The organism is Aeromonas jandaei, from assembly GCF_037890695.1.
In the GTDB taxonomy this organism is placed as follows: Bacteria; Pseudomonadota; Gammaproteobacteria; order Enterobacterales; family Aeromonadaceae; genus Aeromonas; species Aeromonas jandaei.
The window spans coordinates 3361178-3386458 of record NZ_CP149571.1; the positions used below are offsets into that span (position 1 = coordinate 3361178).

The 25281-nt window shown below is 58.7% G+C and carries 21 protein-coding genes and 1 pseudogene; 10 read left to right on the forward strand and 12 right to left on the reverse strand.

Annotated elements, in window-relative coordinates; genetic code table 11:
• Window positions 1–17 precede the first annotated feature (17 nt).
• Window positions 18–614, forward strand: a complete 597-nt coding sequence (locus tag WE862_RS15730; RefSeq protein ID WP_042032376.1) for an acetate uptake transporter — start codon at window positions 18–20, stop codon at window positions 612–614.
• Window positions 615–688: 74 nt separating this feature from the next.
• Here WE862_RS15730 and WE862_RS15735 read toward each other — a convergent pair whose 3' ends face one another.
• The gene (locus WE862_RS15735; RefSeq protein ID WP_082035502.1) at window positions 689–1495 is read right to left on the reverse strand and encodes a zinc-dependent peptidase; all 807 of its coding nucleotides are present in this window, start codon (window positions 1493–1495) and stop codon (window positions 689–691) included.
• Between the two features lie 16 nt (window positions 1496–1511).
• Window positions 1512–1949, reverse strand: coding sequence for a GNAT family N-acetyltransferase (locus WE862_RS15740; RefSeq protein ID WP_042032375.1), 438 nt, complete (start codon window positions 1947–1949; stop codon window positions 1512–1514).
• 339 nt (window positions 1950–2288) lie between these two features.
• Between WE862_RS15740 and WE862_RS15745 the strand changes: the two genes are divergently transcribed.
• Window positions 2289–3788 (forward strand): alanine/glycine:cation symporter family protein, encoded by a 1500-nt coding sequence (locus WE862_RS15745; RefSeq protein WP_042032374.1) that lies wholly within the window; start codon window positions 2289–2291, stop codon window positions 3786–3788.
• A gap of 69 nt (window positions 3789–3857) precedes the next feature.
• Here the strand turns inward: WE862_RS15745 and WE862_RS15750 are convergent, their stop codons facing one another.
• Window positions 3858–4664, reverse strand: a complete 807-nt coding sequence (locus WE862_RS15750) for a crotonase/enoyl-CoA hydratase family protein (protein ID WP_042032373.1) — start codon at window positions 4662–4664, stop codon at window positions 3858–3860.
• A gap of 166 nt (window positions 4665–4830) precedes the next feature.
• On the opposite strand from WE862_RS15750, the gene WE862_RS15755 reads away from it, so the two are divergent.
• The 5 genes from WE862_RS15755 (at window position 4831) to WE862_RS15775 (ending at window position 11072) form a co-directional block, all read left to right on the forward strand.
• Complete coding sequence (locus WE862_RS15755) at window positions 4831–6618, forward strand: putative nucleotidyltransferase substrate binding domain-containing protein (protein ID WP_042032371.1); 1788 nt, start codon at window positions 4831–4833, stop codon at window positions 6616–6618.
• Window positions 6619–6620: 2 nt separating this feature from the next.
• Window positions 6621–7247 carry a 3'-5' exonuclease gene (locus tag WE862_RS15760; RefSeq protein ID WP_042032370.1) on the forward strand — a complete coding sequence of 209 codons (627 nt, stop codon included), beginning with the start codon at window positions 6621–6623 and terminating at the stop codon, window positions 7245–7247.
• A 107-nt stretch (window positions 7248–7354) separates the two neighbouring features.
• A complete protein-coding gene (locus WE862_RS15765) occupies window positions 7355–7666 on the forward strand; it encodes a DUF485 domain-containing protein (RefSeq protein WP_041207535.1) in 312 nt (103 codons plus the stop codon).
• Entirely contained in the window at window positions 7663–9315 is a 1653-nt protein-coding gene (locus WE862_RS15770; RefSeq protein WP_042032369.1) for a cation acetate symporter, read from the forward strand. Before WE862_RS15765 ends, WE862_RS15770 begins: the two co-directional genes overlap by 4 nt.
• Window positions 9316–9479: 164 nt before the next feature.
• The gene (locus WE862_RS15775; protein WP_042032368.1) at window positions 9480–11072 is read left to right on the forward strand and encodes an ABC-F family ATPase; all 1593 of its coding nucleotides are present in this window, start codon (window positions 9480–9482) and stop codon (window positions 11070–11072) included.
• A gap of 194 nt (window positions 11073–11266) precedes the next feature.
• On the opposite strand, the gene ppiD is transcribed toward WE862_RS15775, so the two are convergent.
• From ppiD to tig, 6 genes and pseudogenes are all read right to left on the reverse strand, one after another.
• On the reverse strand, window positions 11267–13180 hold the full coding sequence (ppiD, locus tag WE862_RS15780) for a peptidylprolyl isomerase (protein ID WP_042032367.1): 1914 nt from the start codon (window positions 13178–13180) through the stop codon (window positions 11267–11269).
• Window positions 13181–13330: 150 nt separating this feature from the next.
• A complete protein-coding gene (gene hupB / locus WE862_RS15785) occupies window positions 13331–13603 on the reverse strand; it encodes a nucleoid-associated protein HU-beta (RefSeq protein WP_005315375.1) in 273 nt (90 codons plus the stop codon).
• A gap of 240 nt (window positions 13604–13843) precedes the next feature.
• A pseudogene (lon, locus tag WE862_RS15790) lies at window positions 13844–16198 on the reverse strand (endopeptidase La).
• 141 nt (window positions 16199–16339) lie between these two features.
• Window positions 16340–17614: an ATP-dependent protease ATP-binding subunit ClpX gene (clpX, locus tag WE862_RS15795; protein WP_033113123.1), complete on the reverse strand. Its 1275-nt coding sequence runs from the start codon at window positions 17612–17614 to the stop codon at window positions 16340–16342.
• A gap of 70 nt (window positions 17615–17684) precedes the next feature.
• Window positions 17685–18308, reverse strand: coding sequence for an ATP-dependent Clp endopeptidase proteolytic subunit ClpP (gene clpP / locus WE862_RS15800; protein WP_033113124.1), 624 nt, complete (start codon window positions 18306–18308; stop codon window positions 17685–17687).
• An 86-nt stretch (window positions 18309–18394) separates the two neighbouring features.
• On the reverse strand, window positions 18395–19705 hold the full coding sequence (gene tig / locus WE862_RS15805; protein WP_041207530.1) for a trigger factor: 1311 nt from the start codon (window positions 19703–19705) through the stop codon (window positions 18395–18397).
• A 456-nt stretch (window positions 19706–20161) separates the two neighbouring features.
• On the opposite strand from tig, the gene WE862_RS15810 reads away from it, so the two are divergent.
• Together WE862_RS15810 and yfbR are read left to right on the forward strand one after the other, a co-directional pair.
• Window positions 20162–20596 carry a YccF domain-containing protein gene (locus WE862_RS15810; protein WP_042032366.1) on the forward strand — a complete coding sequence of 145 codons (435 nt, stop codon included), beginning with the start codon at window positions 20162–20164 and terminating at the stop codon, window positions 20594–20596.
• A 95-nt stretch (window positions 20597–20691) separates the two neighbouring features.
• Entirely contained in the window at window positions 20692–21282 is a 591-nt protein-coding gene (yfbR, locus tag WE862_RS15815; RefSeq protein ID WP_042032365.1) for a 5'-deoxynucleotidase, read from the forward strand.
• A 100-nt stretch (window positions 21283–21382) separates the two neighbouring features.
• Here the strand turns inward: yfbR and lolE are convergent, their stop codons facing one another.
• The 3 genes from lolE to WE862_RS15830 are packed head-to-tail and all read right to left on the reverse strand — an operon-like array spanning window position 21383 to window position 24613.
• Window positions 21383–22624 carry a lipoprotein-releasing ABC transporter permease subunit LolE gene (gene lolE / locus WE862_RS15820; RefSeq protein WP_041207527.1) on the reverse strand — a complete coding sequence of 414 codons (1242 nt, stop codon included), beginning with the start codon at window positions 22622–22624 and terminating at the stop codon, window positions 21383–21385.
• Entirely contained in the window at window positions 22624–23322 is a 699-nt protein-coding gene (gene lolD, locus WE862_RS15825) for a lipoprotein-releasing ABC transporter ATP-binding protein LolD (RefSeq protein ID WP_033113129.1), read from the reverse strand. The genes lolE and lolD overlap by 1 nt, the downstream gene beginning before the upstream one ends.
• A gap of 55 nt (window positions 23323–23377) precedes the next feature.
• A complete protein-coding gene (locus WE862_RS15830; RefSeq protein ID WP_042032364.1) occupies window positions 23378–24613 on the reverse strand; it encodes a lipoprotein-releasing ABC transporter permease subunit in 1236 nt (411 codons plus the stop codon).
• A gap of 76 nt (window positions 24614–24689) precedes the next feature.
• Here WE862_RS15830 and WE862_RS15835 point away from each other — a divergent pair, with 76 nt between their 5' ends.
• Entirely contained in the window at window positions 24690–25268 is a 579-nt protein-coding gene (locus WE862_RS15835) for a PilZ domain-containing protein (RefSeq protein ID WP_033113131.1), read from the forward strand.
• Window positions 25269–25281 lie beyond the last annotated feature (13 nt).

Sequence of the window (25281 nt, forward strand, 5' to 3'; positions counted from 1 at the left end):
TTTTTGGAGAACGCCACGTGAGCGAAAAATTGGCCAACCCTGCCCCCCTGGGTCTGATGGGTTTCGGTATGACCACCATTCTGCTGAACATCCATAACGCAGGTTTCTTCCCCATCAGTGCCATGATCCTGGCCATGGGCCTGTGCTATGGCGGCATTGCCCAGATCATCGCTGGCATCATGGAGTACAAGCGCGGCAACACCTTCGGTGTGACTGCCTTCACCTCCTATGGCCTGTTCTGGCTGAGCCTGGTTGTCCTGCTCGTCATGCCGACCATGGGTCTGGCCGAAGCGACTCCGCACGCCTACATGGGCTGGTACCTGCTGATGTGGGGTATGTTCACCCTGTTCATGCTGATCGGTACCGTCAACTACCCGCGCGTGAAGCAGTTCGTGTTCGCTTCCCTGACCGTGCTGTTCTTCCTGCTGGCCGCCCGTGACTTCACCGGCAGCACCCTGATCGGCACCATCGCCGGTTTCGAAGGCATCATCTGTGGCGCCAGCGCCATCTATCTGGCCATGGCTACCGTACTGAACGAACAGTATGGCCGCACCATCCTGCCGATCGGCGATCACAAGAAAGCCGCTGCAGTCCAGCTGAAAGCCGCCGCCTGATTGGCGCACGCTCAAGCTTGAAACAAGGCACCCTCGGGTGCCTTTTTTCTATCTGCCATGTTGTTGATCGGGATTTACAACAGCATGCCCTCGCCATCCCCAGCCAGCAGGCGGGTCGGCGGAAAACGGCGCGCCGGATCCTGACCAAACAGCAGTGTCAGTTGGCGGTAAACCTCGGGATAGACACTGCGCAGGCGCAACGGGTCGGTAAAGAAGTGCTCGCAGCAGACCGCGAAGAACTCGGCCGGATGCTCGGCCGCATAGGGGTCGATTGCAGGAGCCTCGCCCTGCTCGAGTTGCTGGCAGAGCGCATCAAAAGCCCCCTGGAATACCTGCTGCCACTCCTGCCGGCTCATATGTCCCGGCAGTGGCGGTGCACCATCCGCCTCGCCACCCAGCATGTCTATCTTGTGGGCAAGCTCGTGGATCACCAGATTGAAGCCATCCCAGTCACCATCCAGCTGCAGCTCGCTCCAGGCCAGTACCAGCGGCCCCTGGGGCCAGGACTCACCGGCATTCTCCTCTTCCACCTCCCTCACCAGCCCAAACTCATCCTGCACCTCCTGGCGCCGGGTCACGGGCTCGGGAATGATGATGATCTCGTGAAAACCGCGATACCAGTCAACGCCAAGATGCAGGATAGGCAGAGCCGCCTGCAGTGCCAGAATAGCTTGCTGGCGCTCGCTTAAGGTAACCCCAAGCTGGGTCAGGGTTTTGCGCTTGAGCAGCTGACGGCCCAGGCTTATCAGCGTTTGTTGCTCACTCTCGGTAAGCCCCTGCAAGATCGGCACAACAGCAAGCGCCCGTAGCCACTGATCTTCCTCTTCTTCGCTCATTTTCACCGTGCCACGGCCACGAAACCAGTTGAACAATCCCAGCACGTACACTCCTTCTCTGTTACAACAGTTTGACGAATCGTTTTGGCCGCTCCTGATATGCCTGTGCCAGATAGAAGCGGTGGGCAGCTTCGCGTTTGATGCTGCTGGAAAGCTCCAGCTGACTGCATCCGGCTCCGCGAGCCTGACGCTCGGCCTCGCACAATAACGCAGCACCAATACCACCTCCCCTTGCACCATCATCGACGACCAGCGCCGAGATCAGGCCCCATGCAGGTGCAACATGCAGTGGTTGCAGCCAGTGCCATACCAGCACGCCAACCACCCTCTCAGCCTGTTCGGCCAGCAAGACGCGGGTGGCCACATCCAGCCCCAACAGACGTGGCAGCAGCTCATCAGCCTCTGCAGCATACCCTAGTTGGGTAAAGAGGTGGGCCATGGCAGTGGCATCCGATGGTAAAGGAGCGCGGATAACGAGTGGAGCAGGGAACATTTGCATGATTGGCCTTTTGTTTGCTAACGAGATCCTGGCTGTTCCAGCAGACGCAGATCAGCATGGTAGCGGGTCTCTCTGGTCACAGAAAATAGCGCATGCCATTATCGCACCTCAGTTGTCAATTCACAAAATTGCAACAACGCAACATTTTTCGCTGGGAAGCGCCGGAACAACTCGATATGTTACAGCCCATGCATGGCGCACTATCGTGCCCTGCCGAACACTTCACCACAGCGTCAAACTGTTAATTCATTTGTTAACAATTGGCGTAACACAATGACAGCGAGCGAGACAGAGATCTCGCCGGAAGTACAACACAAAACAACAAAGGAGTTGTTGTAGATGAATGAGATCGTCAATGCCATCAACGGTGTGATCTGGAGCCCTGCGCTCATCTATCTGTGCCTGGGGGTAGGCCTCTACTTCTCAGTACGCAGCCGCTTTTTGCAACTGCGCCATATGGCCGAAATGGTCCGGCTGATGTTTGATGGCAAGAGCACGGATGCGGGGGTCTCCTCCTTCCAGGCGCTGGCCATGACCCTCGCCGGTCGCGTCGGCACCGGCAACATTGCCGGTGTTGCCACCGCCATTACCTTCGGTGGCCCGGGTGCCATGTTCTGGATGTGGATGGTCGCCTTCCTCGGCTCCAGCTCCGCCTTCGTGGAGTCCACCCTGGGTCAGGTCTACAAGGAGAAGATCAACGGCGAATACCGCGGCGGGCCGGCCTTCTACATCGAGAAAGGGCTTGGCATGAAGTGGTATGCCTGGACCTTTGCCATCGCCACCATCTTCGCCTGCGGTGTACTGCTGCCGGGCGTGCAAGCCAACTCCATCGGCGCCAGTCTGCAGACTGCGTTTGATATCGATCCGAACGTGACTGCGGCCGGTCTGGCACTGCTGCTCGGCTTCATCATCTTCGGTGGCGTCAAGCGCATCGCCAACTTTGCCAGTACCGTGGTGCCCTTTATGGCGCTCGGCTACATCATCGTGGCCTGCGTCATCATCGCCCTCAACATTCATGCCCTGCCCGGCGTGATCATGCTGATCTGGAAAAGCGCCTTCGGTTTTGATGCCGGCTTTGGCGCCATTCTGGGTCTGGCCATCATGTGGGGGGTCAAGCGCGGGGTCTACTCCAACGAAGCGGGTCAGGGTACCGGGCCGCACGCCTCTTCTGCTGCCGCAGTGAGCCACCCGGCCAAACAGGGTCTGGTGCAGGCGTTCTCCGTCTACATCGACACCCTGTTCGTCTGCTCCGCCACCGGCTTTATGCTGCTCATCACCGGCCTCTACAACGTGCAGGGACCGGATGGCGCAGCCCTCTACACCGGCATCTCCGGCGTGGCAGCGGGCCCGGGTTATGTGCAGACCGCCATGGAGAGCATGATGCCGGGCTTTGGCAGCATGTTCGTAGCCATCGCGCTGTTCTTCTTCGCGTTCACCACCATCGTCGCCTACTACTACATCGCCGAGACCAACATCGCCTACATCAACCGCAAGGTGAACCGTCCCTGGCTGACTTTTGTGCTCAAACTGACCCTGATGGCCTCTACCGTCTACGGTACAGTCAAGACAGCCGAGCTCGCTTGGGGAATGGGTGATATCGGGGTAGGTCTGATGGCCTGGCTCAACATCATCGCCATCCTGCTGCTGCAAAAGACCGCCTTTGCCTGTCTGCGCGACTATGAGGCACAGCAGGCCAAAGGGCTGGATCCGGTGTTCCACCCGGAGAAACTCGGTATCAAGAACGCCGACTACTGGGCTGGCCATCGCTCCGAAGACAACCTGGAGCAGGAGAAATCAGGTCACCCCTTCGAGCCGGATCTGGATCGCAAGATCTCCTGATGCCAGCAACTAAAACACGTATAAAAAATGGCAGCTTCGGCTGCCATTTTCTTTTCCTGCTGTTCCACCTCAGAGTGCGTTGCGCCGTGGCCCGAAGGGCAGCCGCCAGCAAAACAGGCTGTTGAAGGTGGCGCGCCACTGATTGGGGCGCCCCAGGATCTGCTTTTGCAACCGGGTCTCTTCTTTGAGCATCGCCTCGTCACTGCGGGCCCAGGCCTGACTGTAGAGCTGCTTGATCCCAGCCAGCGCATCCGGGGACTTGGTGATGAGAGTGCGGGCAAACTCCCGCGCCTCCACCAGCGGATCAGCGCAGACCCGGCTCACCATCCCGAGAGATTTCGCCTCGACCGCATCCAGCTCGCGCCCGCTCATGGCCAGCTCCATGGCGGTATCCAACCCCATCAGGTTGCGCATGGTGACGCTGCCGCTCATGTCGGGGATGATGCCCCACTTGATCTCCATCACCGAGAAACGGCAATCGGGGGTGCTGAACCGAAAATCGGCGCCAAGGGCGATCTGCAAGCCACCGCCAAAACAGACTCCCTGAGTGACCGCAATCACCGGCACCGGCAGCTGGTGCCAACCATAGGCGACCCGCTGGGCCAGATTGGTCGCCTCGTCCGCCTCGCGCTTGAGAATATCGAGGGCGGCAACCGGCTGGCGCAGCATCGATTTCACATCCAGTCCAGCGCAGAAGGCACGCCCTTCGCCATGCAGGATCACCGCTCGCAATCCCTTCAGTTGTGCAAGTTGCTTCAGCGTCTCATCGATAGCGCTGAACATGGCCCTGTCCAGCGCATTGAGCTTCTCTCCCCGCGACAGCACCACTTCAGCGATGCCGTCGTGGACCTCGCACTTGACCCTTGGTTTTTCCATCTCCCCTGTCCTCTCCTTGATCCCGATAATGAACACACTGGTCATACCACCAAGTTATCAGAGTGTGAACAGACGGTACAGCTGAGACTAAAGTCGGCTGGTCGGCGCTGTTCCCCTTTGTCACACTGGGCACAAGGGGTGCCCTATCCCGCCCGAGGACGCCGTCATGTCAATTCTGTTCAATTTTGCCAGACCACCGTTTGACCGGCTGGATGAAGAGGCGCGTGAGCAGCTCGCCCGCCACCTCTCGCTCTGCTACTTTCGTGCTGGCGATACTCTGCTCAACGCGGGAGATGAACCTCCCGGGCTCTATCTCATCATCAAGGGTGCGGTGGAAGAGTCGGCTCCCCACCACCAGTTTGGTGACTATGGCGTCGACGATCTGTTCGATGTGCGCGCCCAGTTTGACGGCCGCTGCCGCCATACTTTTACTGCGCTGGAAGACACCCTCTGCCAGCTCATCCCCCGCTCGGCCTTTCTCTCTCTCTGCGAACAAGATTCGCAGTTTGCCAGCTACTTCACCGCCAATCTGGCTGAACGCCAGCGTCAACAGGAGCAGCGCGAACAGCTGGGACAGAAGAATCTGGCGGAGTTTATCCTGACCCGCATCGAACCCGGTCATTTGCAAGCGCCGCTTATCGTCGACAGCAGGCTGTCATTGCTGGCAGCCACCGAAGCCATGGTCGCTCAGGGGACAGATTGTCTGCTCTACCCCGCCCATGACGGTTCGCTCACGCTGGTCACCCGCAAGACCCTGCTCCACGCCCTGACCCTCAAGGGATTGCCACTGACGGCGCCCCTCTCGGTACTGACCCCCACGCAGCTCATCGGTCTGCCACTGGAGAGCTATCTGTTTGATGCCCTGCTGCTGATGACCCGTCATCGCATCAAGCGATTGGTGATCTGGCAGGGCAACGAGGTGGCGGGGATCCTGCAGCTGACCCAGGTGCTGGGACTCTTCTCGACCCACTCCCACGTACTGACGTTGCGTATCGCCCGCGCCGACACGCTACCCGCGCTGGAGGCGGTCGCCCGCGAACAACAACAGCTGACCCGTTCGCTGTTTGCCCAGGGTATCCACACCGCCTTTTTGATGAAGCTCATCGCCACCATCAACGAGCAACTGATCGCCAAGGCGTTTGCGCTGGTTATCCCGCCCGAGGTGCAAGAGAAGGTGTGTTTGCTGATGCTGGGCTCGGAGGGGCGTGGCGAGCAGATCCTCAAAACCGATCAGGACAATGCCCTGATCCTGCCGGAAGCGCTGCCGTGGCCCACCCAGGCAGCCGATCTGGCCGCATTCAGCGCGCTGTTGGAGCGCCTCGGCTATCCCCTCTGCCCGGGCCAAGTCATGGTGAACAATCCGGCGTGGGTAAAAACGGGCGATGAGTGGCAAAGCGCCATTGCCAGCGCCTGCACCACGGCCACTGAGGAGGAGCTGCTCTGGCTGGCCACCCTGGCTGACGCCCACCCCATCGCCGGAGATCGTCAACTCCATCTGCCTGTTGCCAGAGCGCTGCGCGAGCAGCTGGCCGAGCGGCGAGATCTGCTGGCAGAGATGGTGCGACCGGCGGTGGCCTTTCACGCCCCCCTTACCCTGTTTGGCCGGCTTGAGCAGCGCCCCGAAGGGCTTGATCTCAAACGCGGCGGCCTGTTCCCGCTGGTCCATGGCATCCGGATGCTGGCCCTTGAGGCAGGCATTCTGGAGACCTCAACCCTGGGGCGCATCGATGCGCTGGTAGCGGCCGAGCGGCTCAGCACCAGCTTTGGCACCAACCTGGCCGAAGCGTTTCGGCTCTTTATCCGGCTGAGGCTACGCAGCCAGCTCAAGGCAGGCAACAGCCGGGTACAGGTCAGCGAGCTTAGCCACAGCGAACGGGATCTGCTGCGTCAGGCTCTGCATCAGGTGAAGAAATTCCAGCAGTGGCTCACCTTGCACTTTCGTCTGAGACAGTAGCCATGTTGAGCCATCTTCGCCGCATCTGGTATGGCCGGGATTTCCGGCAAGGGGAGTTCGCCAGGCTATTCCTGCCCACTCCCGATGATGAGCTGGTCGCCCTCGATTTCGAGACCACCAGCCTTGATCCCGAGCAAGCCGAAATAGTCTCTATCGGTGCGGTGCGCATCCAGGGCAACCGGCTGCTGACCGGCGAGGCCCTCACCATCAAGGTGCAAGCGCCCGCCACACTGAGCGAGCAGTCGGTGGTGATCCACGGTCTGCGCCATCAGGATCTGCAACAGGGTATAACGCTGGAAGCCGCACTGCGCCTGCTGCTCGACTTTATAGGCCCACGCGAACTGGTGGGTTATCACATCGCCTATGACCTGCGTATTCTCAACCTCGCTTGCCGTAAATTGTGGGGGCTGACCTTGCCACAACGAGGCATAGAGGTGAGCCAGCTCTATCACGATCACCTCTATCGCCGCTATCCCGATGCTGCGATTGACCTCCACTTGAATGCCATCTGCAGCCACCTTGAGCTCCCATCCCTGCCAGCCCACGATGCCCTTGCCGATGCCACCACGGCCGCGCTCATCTACCTGCGCCTGACCTGTGGCTCGCCGCTCACTTATCCCAAAGTCTAATTGTCGACAAATAACATTTAATTCACATTTTGCTTACATGAGCAGATTGCCTGCTCGTCGGGGTTACCCCATCCACCGCTGACACTCATATGTCATGGAGAACTGCAATGGAACAGCAAAGCTATCTGAGGATCCAGCAAGATCCCACCTTCCAGGAGCTGGTCGCCAAGCGCCAGCGTTTTGCCTGGGCCCTCTCGGCTCTGATGCTGGGACTCTACCTGGCGTTTATCCTGCTCATCGCCTTTGATCCCGGTTGGCTCGGCACCCCGCTCAGCGAGGGGTCGACCATTACCCGTGGCATCCCGGTCGGAGTGGGGTTGATCCTCTCCTCTTTCGTGCTGACCGGCGTCTATGTGTTTCGCGCCAACGGCGAGTTTGACGAGCTGAACCAGAAGATCCTCAAGGGGGTGAAAAAATGAAAGGCAAACTCTTGTTGTTGGCCTCACTGGCCTCTTCACCCCTGCTGGCCGCCGATGCGATAAGTGGCGAGGTGCACCGCCAGCCCCTCAATATCTCGGCCATTCTGATGTTCGTGGTCTTCGTGGCCGCCACCCTGTTCATCACCTACTGGGCCTCCAAGCGCAACCGCTCGGCCTCTGACTACTATGCAGCGGGTGGCCGCATCACCGGCTTCCAGAATGGCCTGGCCATCGCCGGTGACTACATGTCTGCCGCCTCCTTCCTCGGGATCTCGGCGCTGGTCTACACCTCCGGCTACGATGGTCTCATCTACTCCATCGGCTTTCTGGTGGGCTGGCCCATCATTCTGTTCCTGATCGCAGAGCGGCTGCGCAACCTCGGCAAATATACCTTCGCCGACGTTGCCTCCTACCGCCTCAAGCAGACCGAGGTGCGCACCCTCTCCGCCTGCGGCTCGCTGGTGGTGGTCGCCCTCTACCTCATCGCCCAGATGGTCGGAGCCGGCAAACTGATCGAACTGCTGTTCGGCCTGCAATACCATGTGGCCGTGGTACTGGTCGGTATCCTGATGGTGCTCTACGTGCTGTTTGGCGGCATGCTGGCCACCACCTGGGTGCAGATCATCAAGGCAGTGATGCTGCTCTCCGGTGCCAGCTTCATGGCCATCATGGTGATGAAATCGGTCAACTTCGACATCGGCACCCTCTTTAGCGAAGCGGTGAAGGTACACGAGAAAGGGATCGCCATCATGAGCCCGGGTGGTCTGGTTGCTGACCCCATCTCCGCCATCTCGCTCGGTCTGGCACTGATGTTCGGCACCGCCGGCCTGCCTCACATCCTGATGCGTTTCTTCACCGTGAGCGATGCCAAGGAGGCGCGCAAGAGCGTCTTCTTCGCCACCGGCTTTATCGGTTACTTCTACATCCTCACCTTTATCATCGGCTTTGGCGCCATCCTGCTGGTCAGCACTAACCCGGCCTTCAAGGATGCCACCGGCGCCCTGCTGGGCGGCACCAACATGGCCGCGATCCATCTGGCCAATGCCGTGGGTGGCAGCCTGTTCCTCGGCTTCATCTCCGCCGTGGCGTTTGCCACCATCCTGGCGGTGGTAGCAGGCCTGACCCTGGCCGGTGCCTCTGCGGTCTCCCACGACCTCTACGCCAACGTCATCAAGCATGGCAAGGCCAACGAGGCGGACGAGCTGCGGGTCTCCAAGCTCACTACCGTGGTACTGGGTGTGGTCGCCATCGGCCTTGGCATCCTGTTCGAGAAGCAGAACATCGCCTTCATGGTGGGGCTGGCCTTCTCCATCGCTGCCAGCTGCAACTTCCCGGTACTGTTCCTCTCCATGTTCTGGTCACGCCTGACCACCCGAGGCGCCGTCTACGGTGGCTGGCTGGGGCTGGCGAGCGCAGTCACCCTGATGGTGCTGGGCCCGACCGTGTGGGTGAAGGTGCTGGGTCATGCCCAGGCCATCTTCCCCTACGAGTACCCGGCGCTCTTCTCCATGGCGCTGGCGTTTGTCGGGATCTGGTTCTTCTCCATCACCGACAGCTCCCAGAGCGCGGCTGACGAGCATGCCAAGTTCCTGCCGCAGTTCGTCCGCTCCCAGACCGGGCTGGGCGCCTCCGGTGCCACTTCCCACTAACGGGTAGCCATCACGCAAAAGCCGGCTTCATGCCGGCTTTTTTTATTACCCGTCAATCGGCTACGCGCCACGCTTGCACCGATCAAGATCACAGTTCTTGCTAAAACTTTTGGGGGATCTGTGCCATAATGCGCGCCATTTGACAGACAACCGGGACACATACCTTGTTAAGCAGCAACAACATCACCATGCAGTTCGGCGCCAAGCCGCTGTTTGAGAACATCAACGTCAAGTTTGGCGGCGGCAACCGCTATGGCCTTATCGGCGCCAACGGCTGTGGCAAGTCCACCTTCATGAAGATCCTCGGTGGTGATCTGGAGCCCACTGGCGGTAATGTGAGCCTGGACGTCAACGAGCGCATCGGTAAGCTGCGTCAGGATCAGTTCGCCTACGAAGAGATGCGCGTACTGGACGTGGTCATGATGGGCCACACCGAGCTGTGGGCAGCCATCGCCGAGCGCGATGCCATCTACGCCAACCTCGAAGCCACCGACGAAGACTACATGAAGGCCGCCGAGCTGGAAGGTCTGGTTGCCGAGTATGACGGCTACACCGCCGAAGCGCGCGCAGGCGAGCTGCTGCTGGGTGTCGGCATTCCGCTCGAGCAGCACAACGGTCCGATGAGCGAAGTGGCGCCGGGCTGGAAACTGCGGGTGCTGCTGGCACAGGCCCTCTTCTCCAACCCCGATATCCTGTTGCTGGACGAACCGACCAACAACCTGGACATCAACACCATTCGCTGGCTGGAGCAGGTGCTCAACGATCGTGAAAGCACCATGATCATCATCTCTCACGACCGTCACTTCCTGAACTCCGTCTGTACCCACATGGCGGATCTGGACTACGGCGAGCTGCGCGTCTACCCGGGCAACTACGACGACTACATGCTGGCCGCCACCCAGGCGCGCGAACGTCTGCTGGCCGACAACGCCAAGAAGAAGGCCCAGATCGCCGATCTGCAATCCTTCGTCTCCCGTTTCAGCGCCAACGCCTCCAAGTCTCGTCAGGCGACCTCCCGTCTCAAGCAGATCGACAAGATCAAGATTGAGGACGTCAAGGTCTCCAGCCGCCAGAACCCCTTCATCCGCTTCGAGCAGGACAAAAAGCTCTATCGCAACATCCTGGAAGTGGAAGGTGTATCCAAGGGTTATGGCGACGATCCCCTGTTCAAGGGCCTCAACATGATGATGGAAGTGGGCGAGAAGGTAGCCATCCTGGGTACCAACGGTATCGGTAAATCCACTCTGATCAAGACCCTTGTCGGCGCACTGGCTCCGGATACCGGCACCATCAAGTGGTCCGAGAACGCCCAGATCGGTTACTACGCTCAGGATCACGCCGAAGATTTCGACACCGATCTCAACGTGTTCGACTGGATGGCCCAGTGGAAACAGGAGAACGAAGACGAGCAGGCTGTACGCTCCATTCTGGGCCGTCTGCTCTTCTCTCAGGACGACATCAAGAAGCCGGTCAAGGTGCTCTCTGGTGGTGAACAGGGTCGCATGCTGTTCGGCAAGCTGATGATGCAGCGCCCCAACATCCTGATCATGGATGAGCCGACCAACCACCTGGACATGGAATCCATCGAATCCTTGAACATGGCGCTGGAGCTCTACCAGGGGACCCTGATCTTCGTCTCCCACGACCGCGAATTCGTCTCCTCTCTGGCGACCCGCATCCTGGAGCTGACCGAAGATGGCATCCGCGACTTCGGTGGTACCTACGAGGATTACCTGCGCACTCAGGGCGTGGTGTAACTCCCTACCCTGCACAAACTCGCAATGAGAAACCGGCACTTATGTGCCGGTTTTTTTGTGTCCCATGTTTATGGCGACTGATATGGCTTACGGCTGCGCAGCGATCACTGGGAGCAGGGCTTGATTATTCCACTCGCCCACAGATAAAAAAACGGCTCCATCAAGGAGCCGTTTTCACTGGATTGAACTGACGATTACTCGACAGTCGCTTCCACGCTGGTGAAGTACTCGATCTTGGCAGCTTTACGCAACTCGTCGATCAGAGACTTGTAATCCACTTGTGCTTTGCCCTGACCCAGCTGACCTTGCAGCATGGCAACCATCTTGGAAGGCTCGGCAGGTACGTTCACCTTGTCCAGCGCCACCACTACTCGGTCACCGTTGCTCTCGGCAACCAGAGCCACGCTCGGCTTGCCATCCTTGGGATGGGGCAGCGTGAAGGCTTCGGTAACCAGATTCTGATCCATCTCGCGATCGAAACGGGACACCCCTTTGTGGGTTTGTACCTTCAGACCCAGCGCAGCCAGATCGCCATCGATGCTCTTGCCAGCCTTGAGCTTGTCCAGCAGGCCCTGAGCCTTGCCACGGGCCACTTCACCGGCCTTGTCATGCTTGATGGCGGCAATCACCTGCTCTTTCACCTCGGCCAGCGGCTTGACCGCTTTGGGCTTGTGACCGGTGATGTGCAGCACCAGCGCCTTGCCGTCAGCCAGCTCGATCACGTCGGAGTTGGTGTTGTCATCGCGCAGCTGCTCGGAGAACGCCACGGAGAGCACCTTGGGATCGTTAAGCGGAGCAGGTGCAGAACCTTGGCTGAAGTAGTCGGAGGATTGCACCTTCAGACCCATGGCCTCGGCGGTCATGTCCAGCGAATCCGGGTTTTCGAAGCTGTTGTCAGCCATCTTCTGCTGCTCGGCAAAGAAGCGCTCTTTGGCCTTGTCGCTCTGCAGACGGTTGATGGTCTCTTCCTTCACATCGGCAAACGGCTTGGTCTGAGCAGGCTCAACACCCAGCAGCTTGATGATGTGGAAACCGAACGGGCTCTTGACGACGGCGGAGAGATCGCCCGCCTTGTTCAGGGCAAAGGCCGCCTTCTCGAAGGACGGATCCATCACCCCTTTCTCGAACCAGTCCAGTTCGCCGCCTTTTTTGGCGGAGAAGGTATCAGATGAGTCGGACTTGGCCAGCGCAGCGAAATCATCACCCGCCTTGGCTTTGGCCAACACGGCTTCTGCTTTCTGCTCGGCCGCTTTCTCATCTTTGCCAAACGGGATCAGGATATGGGCAACATGACGACGCTCGGGACGCTGGAACAGATCCTGATGCTGGTCGTAGTAATCTTGGGCATCCTGTTCGGTGACCTTGATATCCTTGGCGAGGTTGGTCGCATCCAGCAGCAAGTAGTCTACTTTCACCTGCTCGTCATTCATGAAGTGGGCGCCATTGGCCTTGTAGTACTGCTCCAGCTCGTTGTCTGAAACCTGTACGTCAGCCACATAGTTGGCAGCCGCCAGACGCACCAGACGCAGATCGCGAGTCTGGTTGTAGAGCTTGTCGAGCTGCTCCGCTTCACCCTTGAGGGAAAACTCGGTACCCAGCAAGGCACTCATCAGTTGTTGACGCACCATGTCCTGGCGCAGGGAATCGCGGAACATTTCGGGGGTCATGCCGGCACGACGGATCAGCTGCAGGTAGCGATCATTGTTGAACTTGCCGTTCTCGGCAAACTCGGGCATGGCAACGATGGCCTGCTTGATCTGCTCATCGCTGACCCGCAGACCCAGCTCGCGAGCCTTGCTGTCCAGCAACGCCTGATCGATCAGGCGATCCAGCACACCGCGGCGGAACTGTTTCATGTAATCGGGGTTCGCGGCCAGCTGGCTGAATGCCTCTCCCATCTGGGATTCCATGCGGGCGCGCTCGTTGCGGTAGGCGTTCTCCAGTGCGGCTGCACTGATATCTGTGCCGTTGACAGTGGCGGGGGCGGTACGGGCCGGACCATTCAGGTAACTACCTACACCAGCCAAAGCAAAGGAGAGGATGATCAGGCCCAAGATAACCTTGGCTACCTTGCCTTGCGCCCCTTCGCGTAGTTTATCCAACATCATGTTTGTACTTATGCTCCCGACTCGATGGGCGTAAATAATGAAAAGGCGCACCGATTGCGATGCGCCTTGGTCAATCAGTATGAGAGAGGACTCTCTAACCTGTCTGGTCTGCGACCAAGGACGGTAGCCGACATATCATCGGCGCCCGACTTAGTTGACCGCGTCTTTCAGGGCCTTACCGGCTTTGAAGGCAGGAACTTTACCAGCAGCGATTTCGATGGTCGCGCCAGTTTGCGGGTTACGGCCAGAACGGGCAGCACGCTCGCGTACAGCGAAAGTACCGAAACCAACCAGAGCAACCTGGTCACCCTCTTTCAGAGCTTCACCTACAGCGTCAATGAAGGCATCCAACGCACGGCCGGCAGCAGCCTTGGAGATATCAGCACCGTCTGCAATCTTGTCAATCAGTTGAGATTTATTCACTCTTATATTCCCCTTTTATCGAACACCGCTGCGGCGCTGATTTCCCTGGCCACAACAAGTGGAGGTTTTATAGCAAGCCTCCTGACCAGTTGCAAGTGACAATCTGGCGCAAACCCGCGCCACACAACGCATTGCGACTTATCACGAGAACCCGATCGGTGGTCAAGGCTACTTCCGTTATGGGATGCATGCAAGCCTTAACCACCCCCCGAATGCGCCAAATTTGCGGCGCATCAAAATTTACACGACAGAAACGCGCTCAAACCCTTGCGGATTGTCCTGCAACGCCAGTTCCAGCACCTCGTCTATCCAGCGAACGGGATAGATTTCAAGGTCTTGTTTGACGTTTGCCGGAATCTCCTCGAGGTCACGTTCGTTCTCTTTCGGGATCAGCACACGCTTGATACCACCACGGTGAGCAGCCAGCAGTTTCTCTTTGAGACCACCGATGGGCAGCACTTCACCACGCAAGGTGATTTCACCTGTCATGGCCACATCAGCACGAACCGGATTACCGGTCAAGCTGGAGACCAGCGCAGTACACATGGCGATACCGGCGCTCGGACCATCTTTCGGGGTCGCCCCTTCCGGTACGTGCACGTGAATGTCACGCTTCTCGTAGAAGTCAGCATTGATGCGCAGCTTCTCGGCACGGGCACGTACGACAGTCATGGCAGCCTGGATAGACTCCTGCATCACATCACCCAAAGAACCGGTGTAAGTGAGTTTGCCCTTGCCCGGCATGTTGGTGGTCTCGATGGTGAGCAGGTCGCCCCCCACCTCGGTTCACGCCAGACCACACACCTGACCAATCTGGTTCTGGTCGGTGGCCTTGCCGTAATCGAAGCGCTGCACCCCGAGGAACTCCTTGAGGTTCTCCTGGTTGACCTGAACATGCTTGATGCTCTTGTCCAGCAGAATGCGCTTGACCGCTTTGCGACAGATCTTGGAGATTTCACGCTCCAGACTCCGCACCCCCGCTTCACGGGTGTAGTAGCGGATCACCCCGACCAGTGCCGAATCCTCGATGGTGATCTCGGAGGCTTTCAGGCCGTTGCGCTGGATCTGCTTGGCAACCAGATGCTGCTTGGCAATGTTGAGCTTCTCGTCTTCGGTGTAACCGGAGAGACGGATCACTTCCATCCGGTCCAGCAACGGGCCCGGGATGTTCATGGAGTTGGAGGTGGCCACGAACATCACGTCCGACAGGTCATAATCCACTTCCAGATAGTGATCGTTGAAGCTGTTGTTCTGCTCGGGATCGAGTACCTCCAGCAGAGCGGAAGCGGGATCGCCACGCATGTCCGAGCTCATCTTGTCGATTTCGTCGAGCAGGAACAGCGGGTTCTTCACGCCAACTTTCGCCATCTTCTGGATGAGCTTGCCGGGCATGGAACCGATGTAGGTACGACGGTGTCCGCGGATCTCCGCTTCGTCACGCACCCCACCGAGGGCCATCCGCACATATTTGCGGCCGGTCGCCTTGGCGATGGATTGGCCCAGCGAGGTCTTGCCCACACCGGGAGGGCCAACCAGACAGAGGATGGGGCCCTTGAGCTTGTTCACCCGCGCCTGCACCGCCAGATATTCGAGGATGCGATCCTTGACCTTCTCAAGGCCATAGTGATCGGCATCCAGCACCTCTTGCGCCTTGCCCAGGTCTTTCTTGACCTTGGAGCGCGCCTTCCACGGCACCTGTACCATCCAGTCCACATAGCTGCGAACCACGGTAGCCTCGGCAGACATGGGAGACATCATCTTCAGCTTGGCAAGCTCGGCCTGGGCCTTTTCGCGAGCATCTTCCGGCATGCCAGCCTCTTCAATCTTGCGATTGAGGGCTTCAAACTCATCCGGGCTATCTTCCAGCTCACCCAGCTCTTTCTGGATGGCCTTCATCTGCTCGTTGAGGTAATACTCGCGCTGGCTCTTTTCCATCTGCTTCTTGACGCGAGTACGGATGCGCTTCTCAACCTGCAGCAGGTCAATCTCCGACTCCATCATCGCCATCAGGAATTCGATGCGCTCGGAGACAGAGACAATCTCCAGCACCTTCTGCTTGTCTTCCAGCTTGAGCGGCATGTGAGCGGCCATGGTATCGGCCAGACGCGCAGCATCGTCGATCGCCGAAATCGAGGTGAGCACCTCGGGCGGGATCTTCTTGTTGAGCTTGATGTAACCTTCAAACTGGCCGATGGCGGAGCGAACCAGAACTTCCTGATCCTTGTCGTCAATGGCCTTGGAGGAGATGTACTGGGCCTCGCAGACAAAGAAGTCCTTGTCGTCGATCATCCGCTCCAGGCGAGCACGCTGCCCACCCTCTACCAGCACCTTGACGGTGCCATCCGGCAGTTTGAGCATCTGCAGAATATTGGCCACTGTCCCGACGGTGAAGATCTCCTCCACGGTCGGCTCATCGGTTGACGCATCCTTCTGGGCCACCAGCAGAACTTTCTTGTCCTGCTCCATGGCCGCTTCCAGACAGCGAATGGATTTTTCCCGCCCCACAAAGAGTGGAATGACCATGTGGGGATAAACCACCACGTCACGAAGAGGCAGGACGGGAATCTCGATGCGTTCTGAACGCTCTAGGTTCATATATGTCCTCTCGGCTTGTTATACCGTTGGCAAAGCGCTTGGCTGAGTATATGGGGGCGCTCCAACGAGATTCAATCGTCTAAACCGCAAAAAGCATGAAAGGGGCAAAAAGCCCCTTCCATTTGATTAAAAATCAGACTGTTACTCTGATGCGGCAGCTTGAGTCTCGGGATTTTCGTAGATCATCAAGGGCGCGGAGTCCCCTTTGATCACGGTCTCGTCGATCACCACCTTGCTGACCCCTTCCAGAGAAGGCAGGTCATACATGGTATCGAGCAACACAGCTTCCACGATGGAACGCAGACCACGAGCACCGGTTTTACGCTCCATCGCCTTGCGGGCAATGGCGTGCAGCGCATCCTCACGGAACTCCAGCTCAACCCCTTCCAGATCGAACAGCGCGGCATACTGCTTGGTCAGCGCGTTTTTCGGCTCTTGCAGGATCTGGATGAGCGCAGCCTCGTCCAGTTCGGTCAGGGTCGCCACTACCGGCAGACGGCCGATAAACTCGGGGATCAGACCGTACTTGATCAGATCTTCCGGCTCTACCTTGGCGAAGGTTTCGCTCAAGGAAGCCTTGGCATCCTTGGACTTCACCTCGGCACCAAAACCGATACCGGTTCCCTTGACGGAACGCTGCTCAATCACCTTGTCCAGACCGGCAAAGGCACCACCACAAATGAAGAGGATCTTGGAGGTATCAACCTGCAAGAACTCTTGCTGCGGATGCTTGCGACCACCTTGCGGCGGCACGGAAGCGATGGTCCCTTCGATCAGCTTGAGCAGGGCCTGCTGCACCCCTTCCCCGGAGACATCGCGGGTAATGGAGGGGTTGTCCGACTTGCGGGAGATCTTGTCGATCTCGTCGATGTAGACGATGCCACGCTGGGCCTTCTCCACGTCGTAGTCGCACTTTTGCAGCAGCTTCTGGATGATGTTCTCCACGTCCTCGCCCACATAACCGGCTTCGGTCAGGGTGGTCGCATCGGCCATGGTGAACGGCACATCCAGCAGGCGAGCCAGGGTCTCGGCCAGCAGGGTCTTGCCGCTACCGGTCGGACCAATCAGCAGGATGTTGGACTTGCCCAGCTCCACACCACTGTTTTCGCCGCTGTTGCGCAGGCGCTTGTAGTGGTTGTAGACGGCAACGGCCAACACCTTCTTGGCGTACTCCTGCCCGATCACATAGTCATCGAGATGAGCGCGGATCTGATGAGGGGTCGGCAGCTCGTTACCATCGCGCTTGGGAGAGATCTCGCGGATCTCCTCGCGGATGATGTCGTTGCACAGCTCGACACACTCATCACATATGTAGACGGAAGGGCCAGCGATCAGCTTACGCACTTCATGCTGGCTTTTGCCGCAAAAAGAGCAGTAGAGCAGCTTATCACCCTCACCCTTGCGTTTTTCTGTCATTCAGCAACCTCGTTTTATCAATAGAGGATGGGTCGGCCTGTTGAGTTTACAACAGACCGGGACACCCTGCTCAGCCGCGCTGAGTCAAGACACCGTCGACCAGACCGTAAGCGACTGCCTGCTCGGCAGACATGAAGTTGTCGCGGTCGGTGTCGCGTTCGATGGTAGCCATATCCTGACCGGTATGGAAAGCCAAACGCTCGTTCAGGGTATTTTTGATCTTCAGTATCTCCTGGGCGTGGATCTGGATATCAGATGCCTGGCCCTGGAAACCGCCCAGCGGCTGGTGGATCATCACCCGGGCATTGGGCAGGCAGAAACGCTTGCCCTTGGCACCGCCAGCCAGCAGGAAGGCGCCCATGGAGCAGGCCTGCCCCATGCAGACGGTGCTCACGTCCGGCTTGATGAACTGCATGGTGTCATATATGGACATGCCGGCAGTCACGGAGCCGCCCGGAGAGTTGATGTAGATGTAGATGTCCTTGTCCGGATTCTCGGACTCGAGGAACAGCAACTGGGCAACCACCAGATTGGCCATGTGATCTTCAACCTGACCGGTCAGGAAGATCACCCGCTCTTTCAGCAGACGGGAGTAAATATCGTAGGAACGCTCACCCTTGGCAGTCTGTTCGACCACGATGGGGACCAGCGCATTGCTGGGAGAATCGGTCACATCGTTATAGTTCTTGTACATAAGGCATTGTCCCTAAAATAAAATGGCCCGAGTGGAGATCACACGAGCCATTATACTTAACAGTCTTGACCTTAAGTCAAATGTTCTTAGGCAGCGGCGCCAGACTTGTTGATCACTTCGTCAAAGGCAACTTCTTTTTCGGTCACTTGCGCTTTGGAGAGAATCAGGTCGATAGCTTGATCTTCGATGGCCAGGTTACGAACGCCGTTCAGCATCTGTTCGTTCTTCTGGTAGTACTCGATCACTTCTTTCGGATCTTCGTACGCAGTCGCCATGGATTCGATGATGCTGGTCACGCGAGCATCGTCAGCCTTGATTTCGTTGGTGCGGATCACGTCGCCCAGCAGCAGACCTACGCGTACACGACGCTCGGCCTGAGCCTGGAACAGCTCAGCCGGCAGCTCCGGAGCGTTGCCGCCCTGGAAACCACCGAAGCGCTGCAGAGCCTGCTGGCGCAGCGCGTCGATCTCTTGCGCAACGGCAGCTTTCGGCAGATCGATTTGGTTGGCTTCAACCAGACCATTCAGAACCTGCTCTTTCACGCTGTTTTTCAGGGCTTGAGCCAGTTCGCGCTCCATGTTCTTGCGCACTTCGGCTTTCAGCTCTTCAACGGAACCGCTCTCGATGCCGAAACGCTTGACGAACTCTTCGGTCAGCTCGGGCAGGATCTGCTCTTCAACCTTGTTCAGCTTGGAAGCGAACTTGGCCGCTTTGCCTTTCAGGTTTTCAGCGTGGTAGTCAGCCGGGAAGGTCACTTCGATGGTGAACTCGTCGCCCGCTTTCTTGCCCAGAATGGCATCTTCGAAGCCAGGGATCATGCGGCCGGCACCCAGTACCAGGTTGAAACCTTCAGCCTTGCCACCTTCGAACTCTTCACCGTCGATGGAACCGACGAAGTCCATGGTCACACGCATGCCGTTGGCAGCAGCCACGTCAGCTTCAGCCCAGGTAGCGTGCTGCTTGCGCAGGGTGTCGATCATGTTGGCCAGATCTTCGTCCTTCACGGTAGCAACCGGCTTCTCAACCTTGATGCTCTCCAGACCGGCAACTTCGAACTCCGGGTACACTTCGAAAGTGGCGGTGAATTCGAAATCTTCGCCTTCTTTGATCTCTTTCGGATCCATGGTCGGCGCGCCAGCCGGGCTCAGTTTGTTTTCGATGATGGCTTTGATGAAGTTGTTCTGCATCATTTCATCGGCAACACGGGCGTGAGCCATGGCACCAAACATCTTCTTGATGATGGCAACCGGAGCCTTGCCAGGACGGAAACCGTCGATGCGACGGGTTTTGGCCAGGCCGTTCAATTCTTTGCGCACAGCGGCGTCTACGGTAGCAGCCGGTACAGTGATGGTAAGACGGCGTTCCAGACCCTGGGTTGTCTCTACAGAAACTTGCATTCTTCTACCTCGTTCAACTCAGCACTGTGTGCTGACCCTTTATTGCCTCCGGGCAAAGCCGGAGTCTTCCTGTTTATAAAGACAACAATATGTCTTTGTGATGAGAAAATATGACGCGGCATTATAGCGGCGCACTCTGGTCGAGTCGAGCCACACAACCCCCACATTGGGCGCCGCAGAGGCACAATTCGTGCAAAAGTGCTCTTTATATGGGGAGTTGCAGCCCGAACTTCAACAGGCATTGCGCAATATTTTTGCGCTTGCTCACCTTTTCTGTGCAAATTTGCCTGAAACGCCGATCTATTGGTCAATATCCGGCAACTGGATACCCGCTGCCCATAGGTGGTATCACGACCCGGGTTGTCCAGCCCGATGAATCCGGGCCAATCAATCGTTGCGTCCCCTGCCCTCCCTCGTTATGGTGGCAACCAACTTGATAAGTCTGGAGTATCCCACATGGCCTTTTTCCGCTTCTTGTTCAATCTGCTCTGGTTTGTACTGGGAGGTGTCTTTATGGGCCTGGCCTGGTGGCTGGCCGGTCTGCTCTGCTTTATCTCGCTGGTCGGCATCCCCTGGGGGCGCGCCTGCTTCGTCATCGGCACCTTCACCTTCTTCCCTTTCGGCAAGCAGGCGGTCAGTCGCAAGGCGATGACGGGTCAAGGTGATATCGGCACCGGCACCCTCGGGCTGATTGGCAATATCATCTGGTTCGTGCTGATCGGGATCTGGCTGGCCATCGGCCACATTGCCTCGGCGCTTGCCTGCTTCATCACCATCGTCGGCATCCCGTTTGGCATCCAGCACCTCAAGCTGGCCATCATCAGTCTGGCCCCCATCGGCCAGATGATCGTGACCAATCAGGAAGCCGAATCAGGCCGCTATATCCGCTGAGCGGGTTAAAAATCGGATGGCAGGCGGTGCCTGTATTGCAAAAAAAGGGCAGACTAAGGTCTGCCCTTTGTCATTGCATCCATTCGAGGCATCCCATGCTCCCCAGCCACTTTTTTGCCAATCTCGCCCGCATGAAGCTCATCTACCGCTGGCCACTGATGCGCAACATCCAACCGGAGAACATCGCCGAGCACAGCCTGCAGGTCGCCATGGTGGCCCATGCTCTGGCCATCATCAAAAACCGGCTCTTTGGCGGCACTGTGAATGCCGACCGCGCCGCCGTGATGGCGCTCTACCACGACAGCAGCGAGGTGCTGACCGGCGATCTGCCCACCCCGGTCAAATACTTCAACCCCGAGATCGCCCGTGAGTACAAGAAGATAGAGCTGGCCGCCGAGCAGCGCCTGCTTGGCATGCTGCCGCCGGAACTGGTGGAGGACTTTCGCCCGCTGCTCGATTCGGCAGCCCAGGATGGCGAGCTGGCCAGACTGGTCAAGGATGCCGACACCCTCTGCGCCTATACCAAGTGTCTGGAGGAGATCAACGCCGGCAACCGGGAGTTTGAACCGGCTCGCAAACGCCTCGAGGCGATGCTGGCTGCGCGGATGAGCGAGGAGATGCGCTACTTTATCGACACCTTCGTAGCGAGCTTCTCCCTGCCGCTCGATGAGCTTAACGCCCACTAAGTCCGCTCACCACATCGACACACAGACAGAAAAACAGAAGAGCCCGCCGGTTTAACACCGGCGGGCTCTTCGTCTTTATCAGCGGATCAGATGCAGCGCATCAGTGGCCCAGCTCGCGAGACGGCACCAGACCGCTCGCCCGCCAAGCGGGATAGAGGGTCGCAACCAGACTCATCAGGATGGCCGCCCCCGTCACGATAAGCAGATCCTGCATATGCAGCTCGGTCGGCAGGAAGTCGATAAAGTAGATATCCGGATTGAGGAAGCGGTGGCCAATGAGCTTCTCGATAACACCCAGGATCTGGGTCAGCTTGCTGGAGAGCAGGCCCCCCAGCAGCGCACCGAGCAGGGCACCGGCCACGCCGTTGACCATCCCTTGAATGACGAAGGTAAGCCGGATCTGACCCGGGCTCGCCCCCATGGTTTTCAGGATGGCGATCTCGCTGCGCTTCTCGTTCACCGCCATCACCAGGGTGGAGACGATATTGAAGCAGGCCACTGCCACCACCATCAGCATCACCACATACATGACGGTACGCACCATCTGGATGTCCTGATAGAGGTAACCCTGGCTGTTCATCCAGCTGCGGATATAGACGTGATGAGGGAAGCGCTGGGCCGCCGCGACCGTGATGGACTGCGCCTTGAGCACATCGCTCACCCGCAGGCTGAAGCCCTCCACATCGCTGCCCATGCCGGTGATCGCTTGCGCATCGGTCAGGTGCATGAAACCGAGCAGGCCATCGAGCTGGCCGCCGATCTCCAGCAACCCGACCACGGTCAGGGTTTCCCGGCGGGGATTCTTGATCCCCGTCTGATCGCCCCCTTGCGGCAACAGCAGGGCAAGGGTGTCGCCAACTTTCACCCCCAGCTTGTCGGCGATGGTCTTGCCGAGGATCACCCCCCGCTCGCCGGGCTGCAGCTCACGCAGGCCACGGCCCGTCATGTATTTGCCGGCATCGGAGAGATTGGCCTCCAGATCGGGCAGCACGGCACGCAGCTGAACCCCCTTGAGGGCGGAGCCGTGCTCCAGCAAACCGTTGAGACGAATGACGGGGGCGGCAGCTTCCACCCCGGGCTGCGCCAGCAGGTAGTCGCGCAGACGCGGCCAATCCGGCAACGGCCGCTCGACAGCATCCAGCTCCCCTTGCGGCACCACAGAGAGCACCCGGTCTTTCAGTTCACGCTCGAAACCGTTCATGGCGGAGAGGCCCAAAATCAACGCCATCACCCCGAGGGCGATACCGATCAGGGAAGAAGCGGAAATAAAGGCGATAAACCCGTTGCGACGACGGGAGCGGCTATAGCGCAGGCCCAGAAAGAGGGGCAGCGGTTTGAACATCAGGCAACCTCCGCCATCACGCCGCTCACCAGCGTAACCCGACGATGGAGCTTGGCCGCCAGACTCAAATCATGGGTGACCACCACAAACGCAGTGCCCAACTCGCGGTTGAGCTCGCACAGCAGCTCGTAGACGGCGGTAGCACTGGCGTGATCCAGGTTACCGGTCGGCTCGTCCGCCAGCACCAGACTCGGTTCGTTGACCAGCGCACGGGCAATCGCCACCCGCTGGCGCTCGCCACCGGAGAGCTCGGACGGTCTGTGGTTGAGACGGTGGGAGAGCCCTACCCGCCCCAGCATCCGGGTCGCCTTCTCGGTAGCGACCGCTACCGATTCACCGGCGATCAGCAGCGGCATGGCCGCATTTTCCAGCGCACTGAACTCGGAGAGCAGGTGGTGGAACTGATAGACGAAACCCAGCTCCTGATTGCGAAAACGGGCCTGGGTACGGCTATCCCAATGGTGAATATCCTCCCCCTTGAACAGCACGGCGCCGCTGGAGGGGTTATCGAGCGCCCCCATCAGGTGCAGCAGGGTGGTCTTGCCGGAGCCCGAGCTCCCCACTACCGCCAGCATCTCGCCCGGTGCGACGCTCAAATCGATCCCCTTGAGTACCTGGGTCTCCAGCTCGCCCTCTTTGTAGACATGGTTGAGGGCCTGGCAACGCAGCAGAGGCTCACGGGATACGGCTTCATTCATAAAGGGGGCTCCACTTGCTCCAGTAATCGCACCAGAGGTAACAACAGAAGATGAATTATTCATAACGCAGCGCCTCCGCCGGCTTCACGCGCGCCGCGCGGGCTGCTGGATAAAGGGTGGCGCTGAAGCTGAGCAGCACGGCGCCCAGCAAAATGGTGACAACCTGGGCTGGCTCGACGATCACCGGCAAGCCGCTCCCGCCCGCAGCCATATAGAGGTTGAGCCCCACCGCGTTGAGCAGCGGGTTGAGGCCGAGGGTCAGGCCAAGCCCCGCCAGCGCACCAAACAGGGAGCCAATCACCCCGCTGGAAGCACCGAGCACCATGAAGATTTTGACAATCCCCGACTCGCTCATGCCCATGGTGCGCAGGATGGCCACTTCGCCCTCCTTGTCCGTCACCACCATGACCAGCGCGGAGAGGATGTTGAAGGTCGCAACGGCGATGATCAGTACCAGCATCAGCCCCATCATCCGCTTCTCCATTGCGACCGCCTGGAACAGCTCGCCCCGCTCACGGCGCCAATCCTGCCACAGCAGCCCATCGGGCAGCGGCGTCTTGATCACCTGATCAGCAGCAAACGGATCATCGAGCCAGAGGCGAATACCACCGACGGTTTCTGTCGGCAGCCGCAGCAGACGCTGGGCATCCCCCAGCGCAATGAACGCAATCTGGTTATCCACATCGGCACCCACTCCGAAGATACCGGAGACGGTAAAGAGGCGCTGGGCCGGCACCCGGCCAAAGGGGGTAAAGCGGGAGCCTTCGGTCAGGATCAGACGAACCTGATCGCCGATGGTGACATTGAGGCGACGCGCCACCCCCTGCCCCAGCACGATGCGGTAGTGACCGGCCTGCAAGGTATCGAGGCGCCCCCCCAGCATCTGGGAGTGCAGGATGTCATCCTTGGGCCAGAGGGCAGGATCGATCCCCTGCACGCTGACGCCGGTGAGCTGACCGGGGCTTTGCAGCATCCCTTCGCTGTCGAGCATGGGAGCCGTGGCCACCACATGAGGCAGCCTGGCCAGGTCCGGCAGCCCTTGCGGCGCGGCATCAATGCGGCCAGCCTCGTTGGTAACCACCACATGGGGGATCACCCCGAGGATGCGCCCCTTGAGCTGGCCTTCGAAACCGTTCATCACCGAAATGACCACCATCAGGGCCGCGACCCCGATAGCAATGCCGAAGGTGGAGAACAGGGAGATAAATGAGACGAAGCGGTTGCTGCGCTTCGAGCCTGCATAACGCAGGCCGATGGCCAGCGAAAGGGGCTGAAAAAGTCCGGTCTTCAAGGATATCTACGTTGCCAACAAAATAAGATACCTGATAATAAAGGGAAACCGTCCATGACAACAAGGGATAGCCTCCATGCAGGAACAGTTCTTCAGCGTTACTCATGCCATGCCGGTCAATGTGATCCCCATGCCGGCAGACTTCCATCTCCCTTCGCTCACGGAGCTGGACGCTGAGCTGCCGGAGCCTTTTCGCATCTCCTCGGCCATCACCTCCATCGACATGGTGACCAGCCGGCTGCTGCGCAATCAGAACGAATCGATGCACGACCTGGTCGAGATCGTCAATCAGCAGTCGCGCAAGATCGACATGATCATGGGCTATGTGCTCTCCATGCAGGATCACCCCGAGCAGCGCTTCCACACCCTGCGCTTTGGCGCTGGCGAACTCACCTACCTGCACCCCTATCATGGCCACGGGGATGCACCGCATCCGCACCAGATAGTGCGCCTCAAGATCTTCCTGCGCGAAGAGGCTGCCGCCATCTACTGCTATGGCCAGGTCAGGGAGGTCACCCCGGGCGAGCATGGCACCCATGTGGTGCTCGACTATGTGCGGATCCGTGAAGATGACCGTGAACTGCTGGTACGTGCCAGCCTCCATGTGCAATCCAAACAGCTCAAACTGCGTGCCCAAGAGCGCCAACAACGTTAAAAGAATCGAACGA